The sequence below is a fragment of the Actinoplanes sp. NPDC023801 genome (genome assembly GCF_040639655.1).
Classification (GTDB): domain Bacteria; phylum Actinomycetota; class Actinomycetes; order Mycobacteriales; family Micromonosporaceae; genus Actinoplanes.
In genome coordinates, this window is sequence record NZ_JBFAAI010000046.1 from 1 (window position 1) to 22440 (window position 22440).

Annotated in this window: 22 protein-coding genes; 16 read left to right on the forward strand and 6 right to left on the reverse strand. The window is 70.5% G+C overall.

Features of this window, described 5'->3' with window-relative positions; genetic code table 11:
- Positions 1-119: 119 nt before the first annotated feature.
- Complete coding sequence (locus tag AB0G04_RS42060) at positions 120-1118, reverse strand: hypothetical protein (RefSeq protein WP_360995651.1); 999 nt, start codon at positions 1116-1118, stop codon at positions 120-122.
- 133 nt (positions 1119-1251) lie between these two features.
- Here AB0G04_RS42060 and AB0G04_RS42065 point away from each other — a divergent pair, with 133 nt between their 5' ends.
- The 4 genes from AB0G04_RS42065 to AB0G04_RS42080 all read left to right on the forward strand — a co-directional run bounded on the left by AB0G04_RS42065 (position 1252) and on the right by AB0G04_RS42080 (position 6285).
- Positions 1252-1659: a helix-turn-helix transcriptional regulator gene (locus AB0G04_RS42065; RefSeq protein WP_360995794.1), complete on the forward strand. Its 408-nt coding sequence runs from the start codon at positions 1252-1254 to the stop codon at positions 1657-1659.
- The gene (locus AB0G04_RS42070; RefSeq protein ID WP_360995654.1) at positions 1656-2066 is read left to right on the forward strand and encodes a VOC family protein; all 411 of its coding nucleotides are present in this window, start codon (positions 1656-1658) and stop codon (positions 2064-2066) included. The genes AB0G04_RS42065 and AB0G04_RS42070 overlap by 4 nt, the downstream gene beginning before the upstream one ends.
- A gap of 256 nt (positions 2067-2322) precedes the next feature.
- Positions 2323-4665: an excinuclease ABC subunit UvrA gene (locus tag AB0G04_RS42075; RefSeq protein WP_360995657.1), complete on the forward strand. Its 2343-nt coding sequence runs from the start codon at positions 2323-2325 to the stop codon at positions 4663-4665.
- Between the two features lie 330 nt (positions 4666-4995).
- Positions 4996-6285, forward strand: a complete 1290-nt coding sequence (locus AB0G04_RS42080) for a hypothetical protein (RefSeq protein ID WP_360995660.1) — start codon at positions 4996-4998, stop codon at positions 6283-6285.
- 186 nt (positions 6286-6471) lie between these two features.
- On the opposite strand, the gene AB0G04_RS42085 is transcribed toward AB0G04_RS42080, so the two are convergent.
- Positions 6472-7254 carry an MBL fold metallo-hydrolase gene (locus AB0G04_RS42085; RefSeq protein ID WP_360995662.1) on the reverse strand — a complete coding sequence of 261 codons (783 nt, stop codon included), beginning with the start codon at positions 7252-7254 and terminating at the stop codon, positions 6472-6474.
- 488 nt (positions 7255-7742) lie between these two features.
- Between AB0G04_RS42085 and AB0G04_RS42090 the strand changes: the two genes are divergently transcribed.
- The 7 genes from AB0G04_RS42090 (at position 7743) to AB0G04_RS42120 (ending at position 14388) form a co-directional block, all read left to right on the forward strand.
- Entirely contained in the window at positions 7743-9185 is a 1443-nt protein-coding gene (locus AB0G04_RS42090; RefSeq protein WP_360995665.1) for an APC family permease, read from the forward strand.
- 21 nt (positions 9186-9206) lie between these two features.
- Positions 9207-10193: a hypothetical protein gene (locus AB0G04_RS42095; RefSeq protein WP_360995666.1), complete on the forward strand. Its 987-nt coding sequence runs from the start codon at positions 9207-9209 to the stop codon at positions 10191-10193.
- 4 nt (positions 10194-10197) lie between these two features.
- Positions 10198-11469: a histidine decarboxylase gene (locus tag AB0G04_RS42100; protein ID WP_360995669.1), complete on the forward strand. Its 1272-nt coding sequence runs from the start codon at positions 10198-10200 to the stop codon at positions 11467-11469.
- 39 nt (positions 11470-11508) lie between these two features.
- Complete coding sequence (locus AB0G04_RS42105) at positions 11509-12033, forward strand: AAA family ATPase (RefSeq protein ID WP_360995672.1); 525 nt, start codon at positions 11509-11511, stop codon at positions 12031-12033.
- Between the two features lie 130 nt (positions 12034-12163).
- Positions 12164-13099, forward strand: a complete 936-nt coding sequence (locus tag AB0G04_RS42110; protein ID WP_360995675.1) for a GlxA family transcriptional regulator — start codon at positions 12164-12166, stop codon at positions 13097-13099.
- Between the two features lie 4 nt (positions 13100-13103).
- Positions 13104-13748 carry a DJ-1/PfpI family protein gene (locus AB0G04_RS42115; RefSeq protein WP_360995677.1) on the forward strand — a complete coding sequence of 215 codons (645 nt, stop codon included), beginning with the start codon at positions 13104-13106 and terminating at the stop codon, positions 13746-13748.
- A 10-nt stretch (positions 13749-13758) separates the two neighbouring features.
- The gene (locus AB0G04_RS42120) at positions 13759-14388 is read left to right on the forward strand and encodes a lysophospholipid acyltransferase family protein (RefSeq protein WP_360995680.1); all 630 of its coding nucleotides are present in this window, start codon (positions 13759-13761) and stop codon (positions 14386-14388) included.
- A 133-nt stretch (positions 14389-14521) separates the two neighbouring features.
- On the opposite strand, the gene AB0G04_RS42125 is transcribed toward AB0G04_RS42120, so the two are convergent.
- Together AB0G04_RS42125 and AB0G04_RS42130 are read right to left on the reverse strand one after the other, a co-directional pair.
- Positions 14522-14680, reverse strand: coding sequence for a hypothetical protein (locus AB0G04_RS42125; protein WP_360995683.1), 159 nt, complete (start codon positions 14678-14680; stop codon positions 14522-14524).
- Positions 14681-14822: 142 nt separating this feature from the next.
- Positions 14823-15521, reverse strand: coding sequence for a hypothetical protein (locus AB0G04_RS42130; RefSeq protein WP_360995686.1), 699 nt, complete (start codon positions 15519-15521; stop codon positions 14823-14825).
- A 112-nt stretch (positions 15522-15633) separates the two neighbouring features.
- Here AB0G04_RS42130 and AB0G04_RS42135 point away from each other — a divergent pair, with 112 nt between their 5' ends.
- Positions 15634-16785, forward strand: coding sequence for an NAD(P)/FAD-dependent oxidoreductase (locus AB0G04_RS42135; protein ID WP_360995689.1), 1152 nt, complete (start codon positions 15634-15636; stop codon positions 16783-16785).
- 38 nt (positions 16786-16823) lie between these two features.
- Here the strand turns inward: AB0G04_RS42135 and AB0G04_RS42140 are convergent, their stop codons facing one another.
- Entirely contained in the window at positions 16824-17195 is a 372-nt protein-coding gene (locus AB0G04_RS42140; RefSeq protein ID WP_360995691.1) for a nuclear transport factor 2 family protein, read from the reverse strand.
- Positions 17196-17769: 574 nt separating this feature from the next.
- Here AB0G04_RS42140 and AB0G04_RS42145 point away from each other — a divergent pair.
- Positions 17770-18009 carry a DUF4190 domain-containing protein gene (locus AB0G04_RS42145; protein ID WP_360995693.1) on the forward strand — a complete coding sequence of 80 codons (240 nt, stop codon included), beginning with the start codon at positions 17770-17772 and terminating at the stop codon, positions 18007-18009.
- A gap of 21 nt (positions 18010-18030) precedes the next feature.
- On the opposite strand, the gene AB0G04_RS42150 is transcribed toward AB0G04_RS42145, so the two are convergent.
- Positions 18031-19431, reverse strand: a complete 1401-nt coding sequence (locus tag AB0G04_RS42150) for a serine/threonine-protein kinase (RefSeq protein WP_360995696.1) — start codon at positions 19429-19431, stop codon at positions 18031-18033.
- Between the two features lie 167 nt (positions 19432-19598).
- Here AB0G04_RS42150 and AB0G04_RS42155 point away from each other — a divergent pair, with 167 nt between their 5' ends.
- From AB0G04_RS42155 to AB0G04_RS42165, 3 genes are all read left to right on the forward strand, one after another.
- The gene (locus AB0G04_RS42155; RefSeq protein WP_360995699.1) at positions 19599-20210 is read left to right on the forward strand and encodes a hypothetical protein; all 612 of its coding nucleotides are present in this window, start codon (positions 19599-19601) and stop codon (positions 20208-20210) included.
- A 150-nt stretch (positions 20211-20360) separates the two neighbouring features.
- Positions 20361-22106 carry a hypothetical protein gene (locus AB0G04_RS42160; RefSeq protein ID WP_360995700.1) on the forward strand — a complete coding sequence of 582 codons (1746 nt, stop codon included), beginning with the start codon at positions 20361-20363 and terminating at the stop codon, positions 22104-22106.
- Complete coding sequence (locus AB0G04_RS42165) at positions 22099-22440, forward strand: hypothetical protein (protein ID WP_360995703.1); 342 nt, start codon at positions 22099-22101, stop codon at positions 22438-22440. The genes AB0G04_RS42160 and AB0G04_RS42165 overlap by 8 nt, the downstream gene beginning before the upstream one ends.

The window sequence follows — 22440 nt, forward strand, 5'->3', positions numbered from 1 at the left end:
CGCCGCGCCCCCCCCGGCGCCCGCCCGGCCCCCCCCCCCCACCTCCCACTCCCCCCCCGGCGGGTGGCTTCCCGCGGAACCCGCCCGCCTGAGACAGCGGTACGCCACAGCCGGGCGGGTCAGTCGACGGTCGGGGGGAGCGACCGGGCGGCCTCGAGGGCGGCCGCGGCGCCGCTGAACGGGTTGTGGGTGTAGGTGCGCGACAGCGTGCCGGTCCCCGAGAAGTAGCTGGCGGCGAGCTTGGCCGGGTCGGTGGCGATCTCACCGCGGTTCACCGCGTCGTTGCCGTCGTCCCAGCCCCACGGCGCGTTCGCCGAGTTGGTGCCGCACGAGTAGGTGCCGGTGCCGCAGCCGCCGCTGGTGTCGCCGGCGAAGGTGCCGAGCGACGCGAACAGCTGGGTGTTGCCGCGCTGAGCCCACAGCCCGCCGGCGGCGAAGATGTCGATGAGCCGGTAGCGGACATCCCGGTCGTCGGAGTTGGCGGGCGACTCGGAGACGGTCAGCGACGGGTAGTAGACGATGCCGTCGCCGTTGATGTCGTACTGCGGCCGCGCCTTGAGCCCGTGACCGCCGCGCTCCTGGGCGGTGACCGGGTGCTGGAACGAGTCGTGCGGTGAGGACTGGAGTTGCAGGGTGCCGTCGATGGTCTCGCTGCCGTTGGCCCATCCGCTGGCGGCCGGCTTGTAGGAGAAGAAGTCGCTGTGCGCCACCGTGACGGCGCCCTTCAGCGAGCCGTACTCCGATCCGTCCTTCTCGACGATCTCGAGCACGCCCTCACCGTCGTTCTCGTGCTCGGTCTCGAAGAACGGGTGGTCGATCCAGTCGCGCGGGTGGAAGAAGAGGTAGGTGAGGTAGTAGTGGGTGCTGGTCTCCAGGACCGAGTAGTAGACGGCGGCGTCGGTGTTCGTCCCGGCGTTGTCCCAGTTGTCCCTGCCGTTCAGATTCCCGTCGAAGTCGTATCGGGTGATGTAGTCACTCTTGCCGGCGAGCGCGTGCGAGCCGGTCGTGTCGACGTCCTGGTAGTGGATCGGCGCCCAGCGGAGCGCGATCTCGGCCCGGCTGGGTGCCGCCTGCGCGGGGGTGGCCAGAGCCGTCGCGACCAGGACTCCGGCCGCCATTGAGCGCATGATTCGCACACGTCCTCCTTGTATTGGTGGACGTAAATATAAAAGGCTATTCACATTAAGAGGCGAAGGGCAGGTGAACTATCCTGGGCCGGTGACCGACGCCCGGCTGCGCGAGCTGAAACTGATGCGGCGTGTCCGCGACCGGATCGACCGCGACTACGCCCAGCCGCTCGACGTCGAGGCGCTGGCCCGGTACGTCCACCTGTCCGCCGGGCACCTGAGCCGGCAGTTCAAGGCCGCGTTCGGCGAGTCGCCGTACAGCTATCTGATGACCCGCCGGATCGAGCGGGCGATGAACCTGCTGCGCCGTGGCGACCTGACCGTCACCGAGGTGTGCTTCGCGGTCGGCTGCTCGTCACTGGGTACCTTCAGCACCCGGTTCACCGAGCTGGTCGGCATCTCGCCGAGCGCGTACCGCAAGCTCGGGCACCGGATCGAGGGACTGCCCGGCTGCATCACCAAACAGGTGACACGACCGGTCAGGAATCGAGAAGCGGCAGGTGACAAGCCGTCCCTAGCATCATCGGCATGAGCATCGTCATCCATTCCGCGTTCCTGCCCACCGACAACCCCGACGAGTCCCTCGCGTTCTACCGGGACGGCCTCGGCTTCGAGGTTCGTCTCGACGTCGGCTACGGCGACATGCGCTGGATCACGGTCGGGCCGCCCGGCCAGCCGCAGACATCGATCGTGCTGCAGCCGCCGGCCGCCGATCCGGGCGTCACCGACGAGGAACGGCGGACCATCGCCGAGCTGATGGCGAAGGGTGCGTACGCCGGCATCGTGCTGGCCGCCACCGACCTGCAGGCGACCTTCGACCGGCTCGCCGCCACCGGCGCCGACGTGGTCCAGGAGCCCGCCGACCAGCCGTACGGTCTGCGCGACTGCGCCTTCCGCGACCCGGCCGGCAACCTGGTCCGCATCAACCAGCTCACCTGAGGCCCGGGGACGACCTAGCGTGGCTGACATGACGACCGAAGGCATCAGGACCGTCCCGTGGCGTACTGGCACGTGCGGGACATCGATGCGAAGCTTGCCGGGCTGACCGCGGCCGGTGCGACCGTCGCCGAGGCTGGCGACGGAGGCCGGCCCGGCGCCGTGTGGCGACCGTGACCGATCCCGACGGCGGACCGATTCCGTCGGCAACGGGCCCGGCCCGCTCCGTGACAGTCGAGTTTCTCAGGGGGGAGACACTTTGAGCGCCCATCGCTCGATCCGCGTGCACGGTGCCCGGGTCAACAATCTCAAGGACGTCAGCGTCGAGATCCCGAAGCACCAGCTCACGGTCTTCACCGGGGTGTCCGGCTCGGGCAAGAGCTCGCTGGTGTTCGGCACCATCGCGGCCGAGTCGCAGCGCCTGATCAACGAGACGTACAGCGCTTTCGTGCAGGGTTTCATGCCGACCCTGGCCCGCCCGGACGTGGACGTGCTGGAGGGCCTCACCACCGCGATCATCGTCGACCAGGAGCGGATGGGGTCCGACCCCCGTTCCACGGTCGGCACCGCCACCGACGCCAACGCGATGCTGCGGATCCTGTTCAGCCGGCTGGGCGACCCGCACATCGGCTCTCCGCAGGCGTACTCCTTCAATGTCGCGTCGATCTCCGGCGCGGGGGCGGTGACCACGGAGAAGGGCGGCGTCACCACCAAGGAGCGCCGCAGTTTCAGCATCACCGGCGGCATGTGCCCGCGTTGCGAGGGCCGGGGCAACATCAACGACTTCGACCTCACCCAGCTGTACGACGAGACGAAGTCGATCAACGAGGGCGCGATCTCGATCCCCGGCTACAGCATGGACGGCTGGTTCGGCCGGATCTTCCGTGGCTGCGGCTTCTTCGACGTGGACAAGCCGATCGGCAAGTTCTCCAAGCGGGAGCTGCACGACCTGCTCCACAAGGAGCCCACCAAGATCAAGGTCGACGGGATCAACCTGACCTACACCGGTCTGATCCCGGGCATCCAGAAGTCGTTCCTGTCCAAGGACGTCGACGCGATGCAGCCGCACATCCGCGCCTTCGTCGAGCGGGTCATCACCTTCACGGTGTGTCCGGAGTGCGACGGCACCCGGCTGGCCGAGCACGCCCGGAACTCGAAGATCAAGGGTGTGAGCATCGCCGACGCGTGCGCCATGCAGATCAGCGACCTGGCCGCGTGGGTTCGTGACCTCGACGAACCGTCGGTGGCCCCGCTGCTGGAGAAACTGCAGCACACGCTCGACTCGTTCGTCGAGATCGGCCTCGGCTACCTTTCGCTGGAACGGCCGGCCGGCACGCTCTCCGGCGGTGAGGCGCAGCGCACCAAGATGATCCGGCACCTCGGGTCGGCGCTCACCGACGTCACCTACGTCTTCGACGAGCCGACCATCGGCCTGCACCCGCACGACATCCAGCGGATGAACGAGCTGCTGCTGCGCCTGCGCGACAAGGGCAACACGGTGCTCGTGGTGGAGCACAAACCCGAGGCGATCGCCATCGCGGACCGGGTGGTCGACATCGGTCCGGGCGCCGGAACGGCCGGCGGCAACATCTGCTTCGAGGGTACGGTCGAGGGCCTCCGCGCCAGCGGCACGATCACCGGCCGCCATCTCGACGACCGGGCCTCGCTCAAGGAAACCGTCCGCACGGCGAGCGGCGCGCTGGAGATCCGTGGCGCGGCCACCCACAACCTCCAGGGCGTCGATGTCGACATCCCGCTCGGGGTCCTCGTCGTGGTGACCGGCGTGGCCGGCTCGGGCAAGAGCTCGCTGATCCACGGCTCGGTCGCCAAGCGCGACGGCGTGGTGTCGATCGACCAGACGGCGATCCGCGGGTCCCGGCGGAGCAATCCGGCCACGTACACCGGTCTGCTGGAGCCGATCCGCAAGGCCTTCGCCAAGGTCAACGGGGTGAAACCGGCACTGTTCAGCGCCAACTCGGAGGGCGCCTGCCCGACCTGCAAGGGCGCCGGCGTGATCTACACCGACCTCGGCATGATGGCCGGGGTGGCCACCACGTGCGAGGAGTGCGAGGGCAAGCGGTTCGAGGCCTCGGTGCTCGACTACAAGCTCGGCGCCAAGGACATCAGTGAGGTCCTGGCCATGCCGGTCACCGAGGCGGAGAAGTTCTTCGCCGAGGGGGAGGCCCGGATCCCGGCCGCGCACGCGATCCTGAAGCGGCTCGCCGACGTGGGCCTGGGCTACCTGACCCTGGGCCAGCCGCTGACCACGCTCTCCGGTGGGGAGCGGCAGCGGATCAAGCTCGCCACCCACATGGGCGACAAGGGCGGCGTCTACGTCCTCGACGAGCCGACCACGGGTCTGCACCTGGCCGATGTCGAGCAGCTGCTCGGACTGCTGGACCGGCTGGTCGACGCGGGCAAGTCGGTGATCGTCATCGAGCACCACCAGGCCGTCATGGCACACGCGGACTGGATCATCGACCTGGGGCCGGGCGCCGGCCACGACGGCGGGAGAATCGTCTTCGAAGGCACACCGGCCGATCTCGTGAAATCGAGGTCCACGCTCACCGGAGAGCACCTGGCCAGCTACGTGGGGTCCTGAGTCTTTTCTCGTTTCGCCGGCCGAGACCATTTCGTGTCGTGACATTGGGCACTCGCCGAATCGCGGCTGCGCAACAAATGGGTCTCGGCCCGGAAACGCCGGGCGGCGCGAGAGTGTCGGCCGAAATGTCCTACGGAAAGCCCTGAAGTGCGCAAACAAGCCCAGCGGGTCCCGCGTTCCGGCGGGGCCCGCTGGGCTTTTCGGCCGGAGTGTGCGACCGGGCGACCCGGGCCGGGGTAATTGGTGCGCGGGCGGTTGATTGATGCTCGTACACTGCCAATCCGCGGCACGGGGGAGTGTCGTCCGCCTTTGGAATGGAGAATTCTGCGCATGAAGCGCTTTGTGGCCGGCGCGGTGGCCGGCGTCACCGCCCTGACCCTCACGGTCGGGTGCGCGAACCAGCTCCAGCAGCTCGAGCCCAAGCTGGAGCTGAAGAAGGCCGCGGAGAACCTCGGCGCGGCGAGCAGCACCGGTTTCACCATCAAGCCGGGCGGCAGCGTCGACGACCTGATCGCGCTCGCCAAGAAGGAATCCGGCTCGGAGGGCTTCACCGACGAGGACGCGGACATCCTCCGCAAGCTCTACAACTCGTCGTTCACGGTCGCCTGGGACAAGGGCGGTGCGGGTGTCGCCGACGACAAGGCGCTCATCAACGCCACCATCGACGGTGTCACCGGCGCTGAGATCCGCGTGATCGACAAGATCGCCTACGTGAAGGTCCCGGTCCGGGAGCTGGCCGCCAAGTTCGGCGCCCCGGCCTCCGAGGTCGACGAGATCGCGAAGGAGGCGGGCGCCGAGATCCCCGGCATCGACAAGCTCATCGACGGCGGCTGGATCTCGATCGACTCCGCGGAGATCGAGGAGTTCACCAAGAAGGCGGGCGTGAGCGCGAGCGCGGCCAGCCAGGAGGACAGCGACAAGATCGCCGCCGAGCTGAAGACCAGCGCGCAGAACCTCCTCGACGGCGCGGACGTGGTCCGCGACGAGAAGGACAAGAAGCACCTCGTGGTGACCACCTCGACGACCAAGGCGCACGCCGAGGCCAAGCGCTTCGTCGAGGCGCTCGAGAAGATCGCCACGAAGGAGCAGGCCTCGATCCTGGACGAGGCCATCGGCACCGAGATGGACAAGGCTCCCGCCGAGAAGCCGATCGTCCTGGACCTCTGGGTCGACAACGGCAAGTTCGAAGCCTTCGAGATCAACCTGCTGCAGTTCGTCGAGGGCAACACCGGCCGCGCGTCGGTGCGGGTGGACATCGCGAACAGCGCCGACATCGTCGCCCCGGCCGACGCCACCAAGATCGACCTGGCCCCGATCTTCGAGGCGCTCGGCTCGGGCCTGGCCGGCACCGGCGCGGGCCCGGACGGCGGCCGGGGCGGTGGCGACGCCAAGACCTGGGCGGAGCTCGTCGGCCAGCAGGCCGTCGTGTCGGCGCTCAGCAAGGGCGGCAAGCCGTCGAAGTACCTGAAGCAGGCCGCCGAGGACATGGCCTTCTCCGGCGTCGAGATCAAGGTCGTCCGCACCGGCGTCGCCCAGGTGACCTCGGGCAGCAGCGTCGCCTGCGTGACCGTCCCGGCCACCACCCGCGGTGAGCCGAAGGTCGTCAACGGCCGCTGCTGACGTTCCACATCCGACCGATGCCCGGTCCGCCGCGTCGGCGGGCCGGGCATCGGCGTGTCCTGGCCGGCCGTGCCGGGGTCTGCCGCGTCGATGGGCCGGCATCGGCGTGACATGTCCGGCCGCGCGGGGTCTGCCGCGTCGGCGGGCTCGGGCCGGCTGGGACGTTCGCGCGCGACGACGCGGTCCTCACCCGTGCAGGGCTCGGCGCAGCAACTCGGGATCGTGCGCGTTGACTATCGTCAGGTCCGGGCCGGCCGTCGCCCAGAGCTCGGTGAGGCGGGCGTGGTTCGCCTCGACCAGGGCGCGGTCGTGGGCGACCATCCGCTCCGACCGGACGAGCATCCGCGGGCTGCGCGTGGATCCGTCGATCTGCCCGCGGTGGTAGAAAGCGTCGCCGGCGTGCAGGATCCAGCGTTCCCCGGCGTCGACCGCGACGGCCGCGTGGCCGCGGGTGTGGCCGGGCAGGGCGATCAGCACCACTCCGGGCCGGATCTCGGTGCCCGCGGCGAAACCTCGCCACACGTCGCCGGTCGCGGGGGAGTGCTCGACCAGCCGTGGGCCGTGCTCCCGCTGGGCGGGTGGATACCGGTAGCGCTCGGTCCGGGTGCGCGGCCGCCGGGCGGCGTCCGATTCGGCGGCGGTCAGATGCACCCTGGCCTTCGGGAAGTCGGCGAGACCCCCGGAGTGGTCGGCGTCGAGATGGGTGAGCACGATGTCGCGGACGTCGGCGGGATCGTGACCGAGGCGTTCCACCTGCCGTACCGCGCTCTCGCCGGGGTCGAGCACCGGCCGGATCAGGAACCGTGCCCCGCCGATCCGGCGGGCCGGGTCGGCGGCGTCGCGCAGGCCGAAACCGGAGTCGACAAGCAGCAGCCCGTCGGGCGTCTCGACGAGCAGGACGTGACAGACCAGGCCGCCCGGCGTCAGCGCCGGACGCATGGTCCCGCAGTTGAGGTGATGGACCCGCATGTCGCCTCCGGTCATTCATCGGAACCCGAGTTCCGGTACGGAAAATCTTATGCGCCGCGATCGAATAGTTATGTCACCGTCTGTGCACACCGGGGCCTTTCAGCGCTGGAGATCGTTGTCCCTCGCCCCGATGCCGCTCGACGACGGATTCCTGCTCGCGCAGCCATTGCGGGTTCCGAATACTCATCGGTACCGATGATCCGGTGCGGCGCGCGCGGCCGGAGTGCGAAACCGGTCCCGACCACGGTCACCGAATGTGAGTTTTCGGTCTCCGCGCCCACCCGTCGCATTGAATGTGACTGATAGCCATACCGGCCGTTCAGCGCGTAAGGTGCATGCGGCGAGTTGATCTAGCGATCTGCTGGCCCCTGAGGGGAGGGGCCCGGAAAGGACCGATTAACCTTCTGCATCCGTCCACATAGGACACCCCCTACCGACTCCTGCCCCCCTCAAGGAGATAGATAATCATGGCTACAGTAGCCGCGGCCATGGCTCGCCGAACGGTGACAGCGGGTGCTGCCTGGGCTCTGGGCGCCACCACGTCCGCCCCGATGGTCGTACTCGTGGGCGGTATCGTCGCCACCTACGCCGGTTCCGAAGTCACCGCGCTCCCTCTGCTCTTCGCCCTGGTCGGCGGCGTGGTCACGCTGCTGCTCGTCGGGTACGCCGCGATGATCCGGGCGGTCCCGCACTCGGCGCCGTACTACGCGATCACCGCCCGCGGGCTGGGCCCGACCGCTGGCGTCGGGGCCGGTTTCGTCGCGCTCCTGGCCTACAACGCACTGCAGATCAGCCTCTACGGCCTGTTCGGCGCGATCATGTCGGGCATCACCGGCATCGACGCCTGGTGGCTGTTCGCCGCCCTCGCGATCGGCGTGGTCACGGTGCTCGGCACCCGGCGCATCGTGCTGTCCACCCAGATCGTCATGGGCGTGCTGATCCTGTCCCTGCTGGTCGTCGGCCTCTTCGTGATCGTCGGCTTCCTCGACCCGGCCGACGGCATCCCGTCCGCCGCTTTCGACCCGGCCGGGCTGAGCGTTCCCGGTCTCGGTCTGGCGGTCGCGCTGACCCTGGCCGCGTACACCGGTCCCGAGGGCATGGCCGCGTTCATCGAGGAGGAGGACAGCGTCGCCGGCAAGCGCGGACAGGCCATCAGCCGCGGCATGATGATCTGTGCGCTGAGCCTGATCGGCATCTACACCGCCGCGGCGTGGGCCATGCAGTCCGCCACCGGCTCCGGCAAGGTCGCGGCCGCCGCTGCCGACGACCCGAACCTGCCGGTGACGCTGCTGTCCGACCAGGTGCACCCGGTCTTCGGCATCCTCGGCGTGGTCATCCTGGTCCTGGCGATCCTGACCTCGCTGATCAGCTTCCACAACATCATCAACCGGTACGCCTTCGCGATGAGCCGCGAGCAGGTTCTGCACCAGTACCTCTACCGCACCGGCTCCGGCACCGCGGCCGACGCCCCGGTCGGCGCGAGCCGCGCCCAGAACGCGCTGGCCGCCGTCGTCGTGCTGGTCTGGGCCATCTCCGGCGCCGACCCGCAGACCACCCTGTTCGGCTGGGCCAGCACCGTCGGCGCGATGGGGCTGCTCGCTCTGCTGATCGTGTCCGCGGCGGCCGCGCTGCGCTACTTCGCCCGCACCACCGGCTCCGGCGAGAGCGGCTGGAACACCACGATCGCGCCGCTGTTCGGCCTGGCCTTCGGCCTCGCCATCCTCGTCACCATGCTGCTTCAGCTCGACGCCCTGGTAGGGGCCAAGCCCGGCTCGCTCGCTCCGTACGCCCTTCCCGCTCTGCTCGTCCTCGCCGCGCTCGCCGGGATCTGGCGGGCGAGCACCCTGCGCCGGTCCCGGCCACAGATCTACGAGGGCATCAGCCACGGCGTGCCGAGCGTGTACGCGGTCCCCGACCGGATCGACCTCTGAGCCTGCGAAGGAAACCTCCACGTGTCGTACAACGTTCCCGGCCGACATGCTCAGCCCTCTTGGGAGGACGGTTCGCAGACCCCGCCCTGGGGGCCGCCCGTCAACCCGCAGCAGTACCCGCCGCAGCCGCCCTACCCGCAGGAGTACCAGCAGCCGCAGGAGTACCAGCAGCCCTACCCTCAGGGGTACCAGCAGCAGCCACCAGCCTGGCACCAGCACGCGGCGCCGCAGCAGCAGCCGCAGACGGCCCAGTGGCACCAGAACCAGACCGGGCCCAGCCAGGAGGACCGGCGCTGGGCGTACCTGCGGCACAGTGCCGGCACCAGCCTCCGCGGGATCAACGCCATCCACGTGACCCGGGCCCTGGAGCGGGTGCACTCGCGGGACCAGCCGCTGGCACCGCACGGGGTGACGCTGTTCTTCGTCACCGAGGCACCCAATCAGCATCTGGGCTACCAGGTCCTCAGCGCCTCCCGCTGGGGGTACGCCGGTCCCGAGTACGACAACCTGCTCGCGTTCCTGACCGGCCTCAACGCCACCGCCGAGACCTTCATCACCCAGCACGAGAAGGTCGACCGGGCCTGGGACCCGCGTGACCCGGACTACCTGATGGTCAATGTCGGGGACATCGAGCGCCCGCCGACACCGACGCGTTACGTGGGGATCGGCATGGAAACCCTCAACACCGACAGCCGCCAGTGGTACGACGTGGTCCCGGTCCTGCTCAGCTCGGGCATCAGCAGCCTCCAGGCGATGAGCTACGTGCCCGGGGAGGGCGCGGTGCGGCTCGTCGACGGCTCGGAGATCCGGATGGTCCGCGACGACAACCGCCGGGGCCGCGGCAACGATCTGATCTGCAACAACCCGCTCGACGCGACCCAGGTCTACTCCACCACGCAGAACGTGCCGGACCGGCTGGGTGTCCAGCTGCGGCAGGCCTGGCCGGCTTTCCTGGAACTGGAGAAGACTTTGAGAGATCACCTCAACCCCGCCGGCCAGGTCTGGTGATCTGGTGGACGCCTCTGGAATAAGACCCGAGGACTGGGCGGAGGCGATCCGGCTGGACCGGGCGCCGGGGCTGACCGACGTCGACGCTGTCATGTCGACGCTGGTCAGCCGGGCGGCCCGGGCACAACGCCGGACGATCGGTTTCCCGGCGGCCACCGACATCGACTGGTCGCGGACCCAGCGGGTGTTCACCCGGCTGTTCAACAACGTCGGCGACCCGGGCACCGCGCCGTCCGGCGAGGCGCACACGAACTCGCTGGAGCTCGAGGTCGTCCGGTGGTTCGCCGATGTCGTCGGACTGCCGCAGAACGATCGCTGGGGGTACGTGACCTCGGGCGGCACCGAGAGCAACATCGCCGCACTCAGGGTGGCCCGTGACCGCTTCCCGGACGCGGTGCTGTATCTGACCCACGCCAGCCACTACTCGATCCGCAAGACCGCGAACCTGCTCGGGCTGCACCCCAAGGACGTCGTCGTGGTGCGCGACAGCTGGTACGGCGAGATGGATTACGACCACTTCGAGAAGCTGGTGGCGCGGTACAAGGGCCGGCCCGCGATCGTGGTCGCCACCGCCGGGACCACCCTGTGGGAGGCCGTCGACCAGACCGACCGGATCGAGACCATTCTGGACGCGTACGGGGTGATGCGCCGCCACGTGCACGTCGACGCCGCCCTGTCCGGCATCCCGCTGGCCCTCGACGGGACGCTCGGCCTGGGCGCCGGCAGCCCGGTCGACAGCATCGCCATCTCCGGGCACAAGTTCCTGGGCACCCCGATCCCCTGTGGTGTCGTGGTGATGCGCGACAGCGTCCGGGTGTCGCGTGGCGAGCACATCAGCTACACCGCCACGGTCGACAGCACGGTCCTCGGGTCCCGGTGCGGGCAGGCCGCCGCCGTGCTGTGGGCGGCCATCGCCATGTACGGCCGTGACGGCCACCAGGCCCGCGCGTTGCGGGCCCGGCGGGTCGCCGCCTACGCGGTGGAGCGGATCGGCTCCACCGGCTGGCCGGTCTTCCGGCACCCGGACGCGTTCACCGTGGTGCTGCAGACCCCGCCGCTGTCGCTGACCGCCGAGTTCGGCTGGGTGCTGTCGGTGGACGGCGACTACTGCCACATCATCTGCATGCCGGGCGTGGGACACGAGGTCGTCGACGAGTTCGTGGCCGATCTGAGCCGGGTCGTGGCCCGCTGGGCGGTGATGGCCGAGTGCCGGACCCGCCCGCAGAACGGCTGGCGTGCCGTCGAAGCTGGAGAGGACCGGGTCCTGTCCGGTTGATAGGTGCACCGGGGAGCGTACGGGTGACAGCATGCACCTGTGGCGCACCGGCTGATTCTGATCAACGGGCTTCCCGGGTCGGGGAAGAGCACCCTCGCGGGACGACTGGCGCCTGCGCTGCGCGTACCCCTGATCGGCAAGGACGCCCTCAAGGAGGCGATGGCCGGCGCCGCGCCCGGAGTTCCGCCGGCGGCCCTGGGCCGGGTCGCGGCCCAGGTGATGTGGGAGCTGGCGGCCGCCACCCCGGGTGTCGTCATCCTGGAGAGCTGGTGGTTCCGCCCTCGCGACCTCGGTTACGTGATCGAGGGCATCGCCCGGTCGGGCGCCCGCCGCACGGTGGAGATCTGGTGCGCCGTGCCTCCCGAGCTGGCGATCGAACGCTACCGGAACCGGGGCCGGCATGCCGTCCACGAGGACGGCCGGCGGCTGGCCGAGGACTGGCCACGCTGGGCGGCCGAGGCGCAACCGCTCGGGATCGGCCCCACCCTGATCGTCGGCACCGACCGTCCGGTGATCGCGACCCGCCTGATCGAGGCGATCAGCGAGGCCATCGGCGGCGTCTGACCGGATTCGGGGACGGCACCGCCGAGGCCCGCAGCGGGGTCTCGGTGGCGGGGCGCCGGGGACGCCGCATGGCGGGAAAGGTGGGATTCTCGGCGTTGCCGCCATCGGCCGGTGCCGCGACGCTGGGTACGTGACCGTTCTGATCCTGCTCTTCGACGGCGTGCAGAGCCTCGACGTGACCGGGCCGCTCGAGGTCTTCGCCGGCGCCGGCTACCGGGTCGTCACGGCGAGCCCCGGCGGTACACCGGTGCGCACGTCCAGCGGGCTCACTCTCGTGCCCGATCTTGATCTGTCGGCGGCCCCGTCGCCGGCGACCGTGATCGTGCCCGGTGGCGAGGGCACCCGCGTGGAGAACCCGGACGTGGTCGCCTGGCTGCGGCGCCACGGGGCATCCGTGCCGCGGGTCATGTCGGTCTGCTCCGGCGCGTTCCTGCTGGCCGAGGCGGGCCTGCTGGCCGGGCGGCGGGCCACCACCCACTGGCAGGTCTGCGGCACCCTGGCCCGCCGATATCCGGACGTCCTGGTCGACCCCGAGCCGATCTTCGTACGCGACGGGCCGATCGCCACCTCGGCCGGGGTCACCGCCGGCATCGACCTGGCCCTGGCACTGGTCGAGGAGGACCGGGGCCGGGACACCGCGCTGCTCATCGCCCGCCACCTGGTGATGTTCCTGCGCCGGCCGGGCAACCAGACCCAGTTCAGTGCCCAGCTCTCCGCCCAGGTCGCGTCCCGGCCGGGGCTGCGGGAGGTGCAGCGGTGGATCGCCGACAACCCGGCCGCCGACCTGTCGGTGCCGGAACTGGCCCGCCGCGCGAACCTGTCACCACGTCAGTTCGCCCGCGCGTTCACCGCCGAGGTCGGGCAGAGCCCCGGGCGGTACGTGGACGCGACCCGCCTGGAGACCGCCCGGCGGCTGCTCGAGGACACCACCGGCGGGGTGGAACAGGTCGCCAGATCGGCCGGCTACGGCACTGCGGAGGCGATGCGCCGGGCCTTCGTGCGGGTGCTGGGTGTCACCCCTTCGGAATATCAGCGGCGCTTGTGTCCCGTACCCATGGAGGTTTGAGAAAATGCAGGTAGCGATCGTTCTCTTCGAGCGTTTCACCGCGCTGGACGCCGTCGGCCCCTACGAGGTGCTCAGCCGGATCCCGGATGCCGAGGTGGTGTTCACCTCGACGCGGACCGGGCCGGTCCGCAACGACGTGGGCAGTCTCGCCTTGACCGCCACGGCTACGTTGGCGGACGTGCCGCATCCCGATGTGATCGTGGTTCCCGGTGGTCCCGGGCAGACCGATCACATGACCGGCGGCCCGATTCCGCAGTGGCTCCGTGCCGCCGACCGCACCAGCACCTGGACGACGTCGGTCTGCACCGGTTCCCTGATCCTCGCCGCGGCCGGTCTGCTCACCGGCCGCCGGGCCACCACGCACTGGCTCGCCATGGATCAGCTTGCCCCGCTCGGTGCCCTCCCCGCCGAGGAGCGCGTGGTCACCGACGGGAAGTATGTGACGGCGGCCGGGGTGTCCGCCGGAATCGACATGGCCCTCGAACTGACCTCCCGCATAGTGGACGCGACCGTCGCACAGGCCGTGCAGTTGGGTATCGAGTACGACCCCCGGCCACCTTTTGCGGCCGGTTCGCCGCATGCCGCGCCTCCGGAGGTGGTAGCGGTGGTGCAGGCCTACCGAAATTTCATCCTTACCGGGGTTCACTGAGAGGGCGCACGTGTACGAACTGGTCAAGAAGGTCGTCGGGCTGCGGGTGGAGGGGGCCGAACACGTGCCTTCGAGCGGGCCGCTGCTGCTCGCCTCCAACCACCTCTCCGTCACCGATTCGACGTTCCTGCCGATGGCGGTGGCGCGGAAGGTGACGTTCATGGCGAAAGCCGAGTACTTCACCGGGCGCGGGCCGTCCGGGCGGTTCGTCTCCTGGTTCATGTCCCGCGACGGGCAGGTCGCGGTGGACCGGGACGACAAGCGGGCCGCCGTGGCGTCGCTGGACACCTGTCTGGAGGTGCTGCGGCGCGGGGACGCCTTCGGGATCTACCCGGAGGGCACCCGGTCACCGGACGGCCGCCTCTACCGGGGCCGGACCGGGGTGGCGTGGCTGGCGCTGAAGTCGGGAGCGCCGGTGGTGCCGGTGGCGATGTTCGGCACCGACCGGGTGCTGCCGCCGGGCAGGGTGGTGCCGCGACCGGCCCGGGTGCGGGTGGTGTTCGGGAAGCCGGTGCAGCTGGCGGCGATCGCCACGGATCCGGAGAACGCCCGGGAACGGCGGGCCGCCACCGAGGCGATCATGGCAGCGATCGCCGGGATCTCCGGCCAGGAGTACGTGCCGAGGTACGCCCGCGCCTGAGCGGGGACCGTGACGGGGAACAGGGCGTCCCGGCTGCTGGATCATCGCGGCGGGACGCCCTGTCACATGTCGCACGGATGCCCGTCCCGCGGTGGTTGAAACCGCCGGCGGCAGCCGCCGTTCTGCCGGTCCGTCATCGGGTGCACCGCCGGGCCCGCCGCACAGCGAGCGCGATCGCTCCGAGAACGATCAGGGCACCCAGCAGCTGCAAGCCCGGCGAGTCGTCCGCTCCGCCGTACACGAACGCGGCGGCGCCGATCACGACGGCCAGAATGACGAAGACGTATCTCATCGAGGACTCCTCTGCGCGGTGGAACTCCGGTCACCGCGCGCATCACATCACCCGGCGGTGCGGGCCGGGGAGCCGCTCGACAGACTTCGCACAGAACCTGCACACCTCGCACACAAAGCCGGGACGGGCCGCACCGGTGCGGTCACCCGACCTCGCTGAACGGCTTGCCCGCACGCAGTTCGCTGATCAGGGTGAGCACGGCGGACGGCCCGCCGTGCTCGTCCACCCATCGGCTGACCACGCACCCGGCCAGCAGGTATCCACGGTCCGAACCGCGTGGCGCCGCTCCCGCCCAGTCGACCGTCGTGATCGTGGCCGCCTCCGCGTACGGCACCCGGCACCGGTCGCCCCCGGTCGCCGGTCGCAGGTAGCGGGCGTCGTCGGAGATCAGCACCGCGAGACCCTCGTCGAACCAGTCCGGCACCGTGTCGTACGCCGATCCGAGCCGCTTGTGCAGTTCCAGATGGGCCAGCTCGTGCGTGGCGATCGCCTCGTTCGCCCCGTCGGGGGACAGCATCAGAGCCCACCGGCCGAACGCCCGCCCCTTCTCGCCGCCCCCGCCGATGTTCGAGTAGCAGTCCTTCGTGGCGCAGATCAGCACCCGGGCGTCGGTGGTCCGCTCGCCGTAGAAGGCGCCGATCCGCCGGTCCGCCGCCGCGACGATCTCCCGGAACCGGTCGTCGTCCTGCTCCGCGTAGACACCGCCGCCCAGGTCGGAGAGTCCGTAGCATTGCGGGCAGGCGATCGCCGCGACCGCGGGAGCGGCGAGCGCCGTCGCGCCGGCACCGAGGCCGAGCAGTGCCGCGGTCAGTCCCGCGATGATCCATCGGCGTTTCGGCATACCCGCCCTTTCCGTCACCCGTCCGGACGGCCCCTCGACAGGCCGCACCCCAGCCTCCACTATGGCCGAAAGATCGCCTCGGCCGCGTTCCGTAAGGCTACTTGGGGAGAAGATGACGAATTTCGATGTAATCGTGGTGGGGGCGCGCTGCGCCGGCTCCCCGCTCGCGACGCTGCTGGCCCGGCGCGGGTACCGGACCCTGCTGGTGGACCGGGACACCTTCCCCAGCGACACGGTCTCCACCCACGTCCTGCACCCGCCGGGCGTGTCGGCGTTGCGGCGATGGGGACTGCTCGACCAGGTCGTGGCCACCGGCGCGCCGCCGGTCGGGCGGTACTCCACCGACTTCGGGCCGGTCACCATCACCGGTGCCCCCGGAACGCCCGATTCGCCGTACGCCTACGCGCCCCGCCGCATCCTCCTTGACAAGATCCTCCTCGATGCGGCCGCCGCTGCCGGAGCCGAGATCCGCGAGGGGTACACCGTCGAGGAGATCCTCTTCGACGACGGCCGGGTGACCGGCATCCGCGGCCAGGACGGCACCGTCGAGCACGCCACCCTCGTGGTCGGCGCGGACGGGCGGAACTCGGTCGTCGCCAAGGCCGTGAACGCGCCCGCCTACGAGGAGCACCCACCGCTCACCGTCGGCTACTACTCCTACTGGAGCAACCTGCCGACCGACACGTTCGAGGCGTACAGCCGTCCCGGCCGGGGCTGGGCGGTCTGCCCGACCAACGACGACCTGACGCTCGTGATCGGCGGCTGGTCGTACGCCGAACTCGCCGAGCACCGCAACGACGTCGAAGGCACCCTGTTCAAGACGTTCAAGTCGGCGCCCGCGTTCGCCGCCCGGATCGCCGAGGCCAAGCGGGAGAGCAAGTTCGTCGGCGCGTCCGTGCACAACTACTTCCGGGTGCCGCACGGTCCCGGCTGGGCGCTCGTCGGCGACGCGGGTTACAACCGTGACTACATCACCGCGCAGGGCATCACCGACGCGTTCCTCGACGCCGAACTGCTTGCCGACGCCATCACCGGCGACGACCTGCCCGGATACCAGGCCCGCCGGGACGCGCGCGCCATGCCGTTCTATCAGATGACGCTCGGCATCGCGTCGCTGCAGCCGCCGGACGAGCAGATGATCCAGCTGGTCATGGGCATCGCCGGCAAGCAGGAGGCGATGGACGCCTTCACCCGTCTCAACTCCGGGGTGACGTCACCGGCCGAGTTCTTCGCTCCCGAGAACCTCGGCCGCCTGCTGTCCTGACCGCCCGCCTCCGCCCGGCTGCCCCGGCGGCCGGGCGCTCAGGCGAGAGAGATCTGGGCGGCCACGATCCGCCAGCCCGTCTGCTCGTCGTACGTCCACGTGCGCGCGTACCGCAGCCGCGCCGTCATCGGCTGCCCACCGAACGTTCCGGCCACCGCGCACAGGGCGAACGTGGCCCCGGTCGTCCCCACGGCCAGGATCTCCAGATCCTCCTCGGCCAGGGAGTCGATCCTCGAGCTGCCCGACCGGTACGCACCCAGGTCGTCACCCTTGTGGAACCGGGTCCCGTCCGGCCCGATCGCGACCAGCCGGTCGTCGAGCAGCCGATCCAGCGCCGCCACGTCCCCGTCCCGCTGCGCCTGCTGCAGGCGATGCTCGGCGTCGAGAAGTGCGGCCTCAGTGGCGGGCATCGTGGCCTCCGTACGGTCGTCTCCGCTGGTCCCTCGATCGCACCATACCGCCCTTGGCTGACCGAAATGGATCAAGTCGGCGGCGCGCCCGGAAGCGCCGGCCGGAGTCGCCTCGCATTCTTGCGGAGCCTCAAGCCGCAGGTCACGACCGGAACCGCCGATAGGTGCGGCCATGCATTGCTCTACCTGCGGTTTCGCCGTGCCGGTCTCGGCGGCCACCTGCACCGGCTGCGGCAACCTGATCGGCGGCCGCCCACAGCCTGCCCCGACCTACGAGATGGCCGGCGTCGTTCCCTACCCGCAACCGCATGGCGCGTATCCGCCCGCGGTCGCTCATGGCGTTTATCCGCCGCCCGCGGCTCCCCACGGCGTCTATCCGCCGCCTGCGGCTCCGCATGGTACGTATCCGCCGCCTGCGACTCCCCACGGTGCGTATCCGCCGCTCGCGGCTCCGTATGGCGCGTACCCGCCGCCCGCGGCTCCCCACGGTGCGTATCCGCCGCCCGCGGTTCCGTATGGCGCGTACCCGCCGCCTTCTCCCGCCGGCGGGCGGGAGAAGAACGGTCCCGGCACCGTGCTGCACTGGATGGTCCCGGTCGGGCGCTCCTGGCAGTCGGTGGTCGCCGGCTATCTCGCCCTCTTCTCGATCGTCGTGTGGATCCTCGGACCGGTGGCCCTCGGCTTGGGCGTGTGGGCGCTGGCCCGCGCCCGCCGCGAGGGAGCGCACGGCACGGGACGGGCCGTCTTCGCCGTCGTCGTCGGGCTGTTGTCGACGTTCGCGATGGGCTTGCTGGTTCTGAGTGCGCTGGCCTAGGAGCGGCCGGGCCGGGACGTGTCAGGGCCGGCGGAAGTAGCCACCGGTGGACTCGCCACCCGGTGCACTCGCGATGCAGTGCAGCGTGGTGTCGGCGCCGACCGGGATCGGCCAGGCGTCGCGCTGCCAGCGGCGGGTCTTCGCCGGCTCGACACTGCGGGAGGCCATCGCAAGCTCCGAGCAGGCCTCGGCGAGGTCGTCCCGTTCGATCAGCGGGGCGTCACTGTCGATCGTCACGCCGCCGGCGGGGAGCGGGACGGCGCGGAACGTCTCCCAGTAGTGCGGTTCCTCGCAGCCGACCCGCCGCGGGGGCAGCGGGACGCCACTGGTGGAGGTCATCCCGCCCCAGCACATCGGCTCGACCGGGCAGTACGCGTCGCCGCACGTGGTGAACCTCTCCGGCTCCCATTGCTGCTCCGGGCCACGGGACGGGTCCGATTCCGCCGGCATCAGGAGGGTCGCGCCGGCCTTGTCGTCGCCGCCGAGGAAGCCCCAGACGGCGGCGCCACCACCGATGAGCAGCAGCGCGGCGAGGGCGGCGATCAGCGCCGGCATGCGCCTCGAGACGGCCGGGGTGGGGGCCGGAGCGGGAACCGGCGCTGACGGCGGGCCGGACACCACGTCGCGGGCGGCGGTGGCGAACGCGGCCGCGGACGGCCAGCGGTCCCGCGGGTCGATCGCCAGGGCTCGCTCGACGGTCGCCTGGACCGGCACCGGCAGGGTCACCTTGATCGTGCGCGGGCCCTCCTGCAGGCGCTGAAGGGCGACCGCGTACGGGCTGTCGCCGGCGAACGGCTTGTCGCCGGCCAGGCACTCGTAGGCGACGAGGCCGAGTGAGTACACGTCGCTCTGCGGGCCCGCGGGCTCACCGCGTACCTGCTCGGGGGAGAGATAGGTGGGCGTACCGAGGATGGCTCCGGAAACCGTGAGGCGGCTTGCGGCCTCGTGCCGGGCGATGCCGAAGTCGGTGATCACCACCGTGCCGTTGCGGCGGACCAGCAGGTTCGCCGGTTTGATGTCGCGGTGCACCAGGCCCTGATCGTGGACGGCCTGCAGGCCGATCGCGGCCTGCTCGATGAGGCGCATCGTCTCGTCCGGGGCGATCCGGCCCTCCCGGCTCAGTCGCTGGGCCAGCGACTCGCCGTCGACGAACTCCATCACCAGGTAGAGAATGCCCTGGTCCCGGCCGAAGTCGTGGATCGACGCGACAGCCGGGTGGTTGATCCGGGCCATCGAGGTGGCCTCGGCCTCGAACCGCCTGGCGAAGTCCGGGTCGCCCGCCACCGAGGGCAGCATGACCTTGACCGCGACGGTGCGCCGCAGCACCTCGTCGACAGACAGCCACACCTCGCCCATCCCGCCGGCGCCGAGACGCTGTTGCAGGAGGTAGCGGTTCCCGAGTCGTACGCCGGCCTGAAACACCGCGACAGCCTAGAGGCCGGCCGGCTGGTTCAGGTATCCGGTGAGCGCCCGTTTCAGCTCGTGGACCAGCGCGCTCCGCTCGGGAGCGAGGTGATGTACCGCGGATGGCCGGCCTGGCGGGCCGGCGCCGATGCCACCGGACCGGGGCCGGGCGGGAGAATGACGGCGTGGGGGTCACTGCGAAGCAGGTCGTTGCGGCGATCGAGCGATACGCGCTCGGCGGCGGCCGGGCGGACCGGGTGATCGTCCGGCCCGGCGGCACAGTCACGGTCTTCGCCGGCCGGGCCATGGTGGACGGGTCGGCGGCCTGGCGGATCGGGAACGCGGTCAGGCTCCGCGAGGACACGGCGATCCTCAACTCCGACCCGGTTCACGGGGTGCTGTTCACGGCCGGTGGTGCGATGCGTCTGCTCAACGAGCGGGCCACCATGGACGATCTCGGCCGGCGGCTCGGCGACGATCTGGATCCGCTCGCGTACGCCGAGGTGGTCGCGGAGCTCTTCTCCGGCGACGACCCCGGCGGGCCGGTGGTGAAGGCGTTCGCGGCGGATGCCGGCTGGCCAGCGGGGGAGCTGTTCACCGGCTCCAAGGTCTACCCGGACCCGGTCGTGCAGCGAGCCGGCGACCGGGTGCGGATCCACTTCTTCTCCGGGCGCGGCCACATCCGGCACCATGCGGGCGGCGGCCACCACGTCTACCGGTGGCGGATCACCGGCGCGCCCGGCGAGATCCCCGAATGGGAGCGGGAGTACGTGGGCTTCGACGGGCCGGACCACTGATCCCCGGCGACGGGCCGCCCGTCGTGGACGTGTCCGGCCGGTGGCGGCGCCCGACGTCCATGTCGGCTGACACGATGAGCCGCTCGGGGGACCCCTTCCGTGGACGAAAGTCGATAGGTTGGCCGTCCTGTTCCACATCGGAGGGTGGCGATGGTCGTGCCGGAAGAGCAGTCCCAGCCGTTGCTGAGCACCCCCGGCTACCGGCCGCCCGAGACGATGAACGCCACCACCCGGCATCTCTGCGCGGCTCCCTACGTGGACGTCTCGTTCGCCGACGACGTCATCAGGGAGGTCGTCGAGTCCGAGCGCAAGGCCGTGCCGCCGTCCTACGGCTTCGACATCGATCCGGTGGTCCGGCACAGCCTGCGGGCCCGGCGGTTGCTGCTCCTGCGGTACGCGCTGGTCACCTTCGTGCTGATCGTCGGGTACTGCCTCAGCCCGCTCGCCACGTTCTTCTGGCTGCTGCTGTGCGGGTTCGTGGTGGCCGTCCGCTCGCGGGTGATGCGCGGGCTGGCACCACAGGTCCGCTGGGCGATCGTGGCAGCCGTCGTGTTCGTCGGGTTCTGCTCGGTCGCCTTCTCGGTGCTGCAGAGCATGGGCGACCTGGAGGACCTGCTCCTCTTCGGCGACTACGGGAGCGACTACTACGGCTCCGGCTTCGACGACAACGGCTACGGGCTGACCGTCTTCGACTTCCTCTACCCGCTGCTGCTGGCCTCCGCCATGTTCGCGGTGCTGTTCCTGTCCCGCCGCCACGTGTTCGGCATCATCACCACCGAACTCGCACCGGGCGTCCCGACGACCGCGCCGCGCAGCACCAGCCCCCGGGTCGAGCGCCGGCTCGCCGTGGTCGCCGGGATGCAGCGCGGCAACATCGCCGTGCACGACCAGGACCCGTTCATCGGGGCCGGCTGGTTCGAGCACGGGTGGGAGTTCGCCATCACGCTCCACCCGGCCGGACAGCCCGAGGGAGAGGCGAAGCCGGGGCGGATCCGGCTCGACGGCGCGGAACTGAACCGGCGGGTGTCGGCGGCGATCCTCGGCCTGCGATCGGACCAGCTCAGCGACGGCGAGAAGATCCCGAACGTGTTCGTCGTGCCGTATGTCGCCGCCGACGGGTGGCGGCGCACCGACGACCCGCTCATCGACCCGGCCACGCGTACGCCGTACACGATGGCCTCGGCGGAGACGCTCGCCGCGATCGAAGCGTGCCCGCAGGGCGGTATGCGCCACTACCTGCGGGCCGTCGTCCCCGCCCACGGCAAGGAGGTGCGCACCCCGCAGGGCCGGCCCGTGCTGCCTGCCCAGGACAGCGGCGTCGCGGTCACCACCTTCGTCCATCTCGCCCTCGAGGGCGGGCTGCTCTACGCCGAGTTCGTCGCCACCGTGATGCCCGAGGTGCGCCGGCTCTACCAGCTCGGTGACATCCTCAAGCCGGAGCGCGTGCCGGTGCACGCCGCCGAGACGACCCTGCGGTACTTCTTCCGCGACAACCTGTTCGGCGTGCTGTACCTGGCCCGGATCGGCTGGAACGTCATCCGGCTGCAGGGCCGGATGACCAAGTCGGCCAGAGACGCCGACGAGTTCCGCTTCTACGACTACGGTGCCGACCTCAGCGTCCGGGAACACGGCTCGGACTGGCCCACCGGCAAGTACATGCACCATCTTGACGCCGCGAAGTACATTGCCCTGTTGGACAAGGCGGTCACCGGGTCGATTCTGGACTTCCTCGACGAGCACGGTGTCGACACCACCGAGTTCCGCGCCAAGGCGGCCAATGTGTCGTTCGACTTCAGCACCAAGACGTTCCACGGCGGTCAGCAGGTGTTCGGCAGCCACAACCGGATCAGCCAGACGAACATCCCGAAAGCGTCCAGAGGAGGGGCCGGTGGCTGAGCAGCGCTTCGAGAACTTCACCTTCCACGGTGGTCAGCAGGTCTTCGGCGACCACAACACGGTCAGCCAGACCAATCACTACGGCGACGAGCGGGACACGATCACCGGTGGGCTGGACACGATCCGGCGTACCGCCCCGGATCCGGCGGCCGTCGAGCCGGAGATCGTCGTCATCGAGCAGGCGCTGGCCCACCCGACCGAGGAGAACCGCGGCCGGGTTCAGCAGGCACTGGACGGCCTGAGCAGCAAGCTCGGCACCGTGCAGACGGCGGCCGAGGCGGTCGCCGCACTCGGGGTGATCGCCGGCATCGTGGCCGCCGGCTGGCCGTTCTGA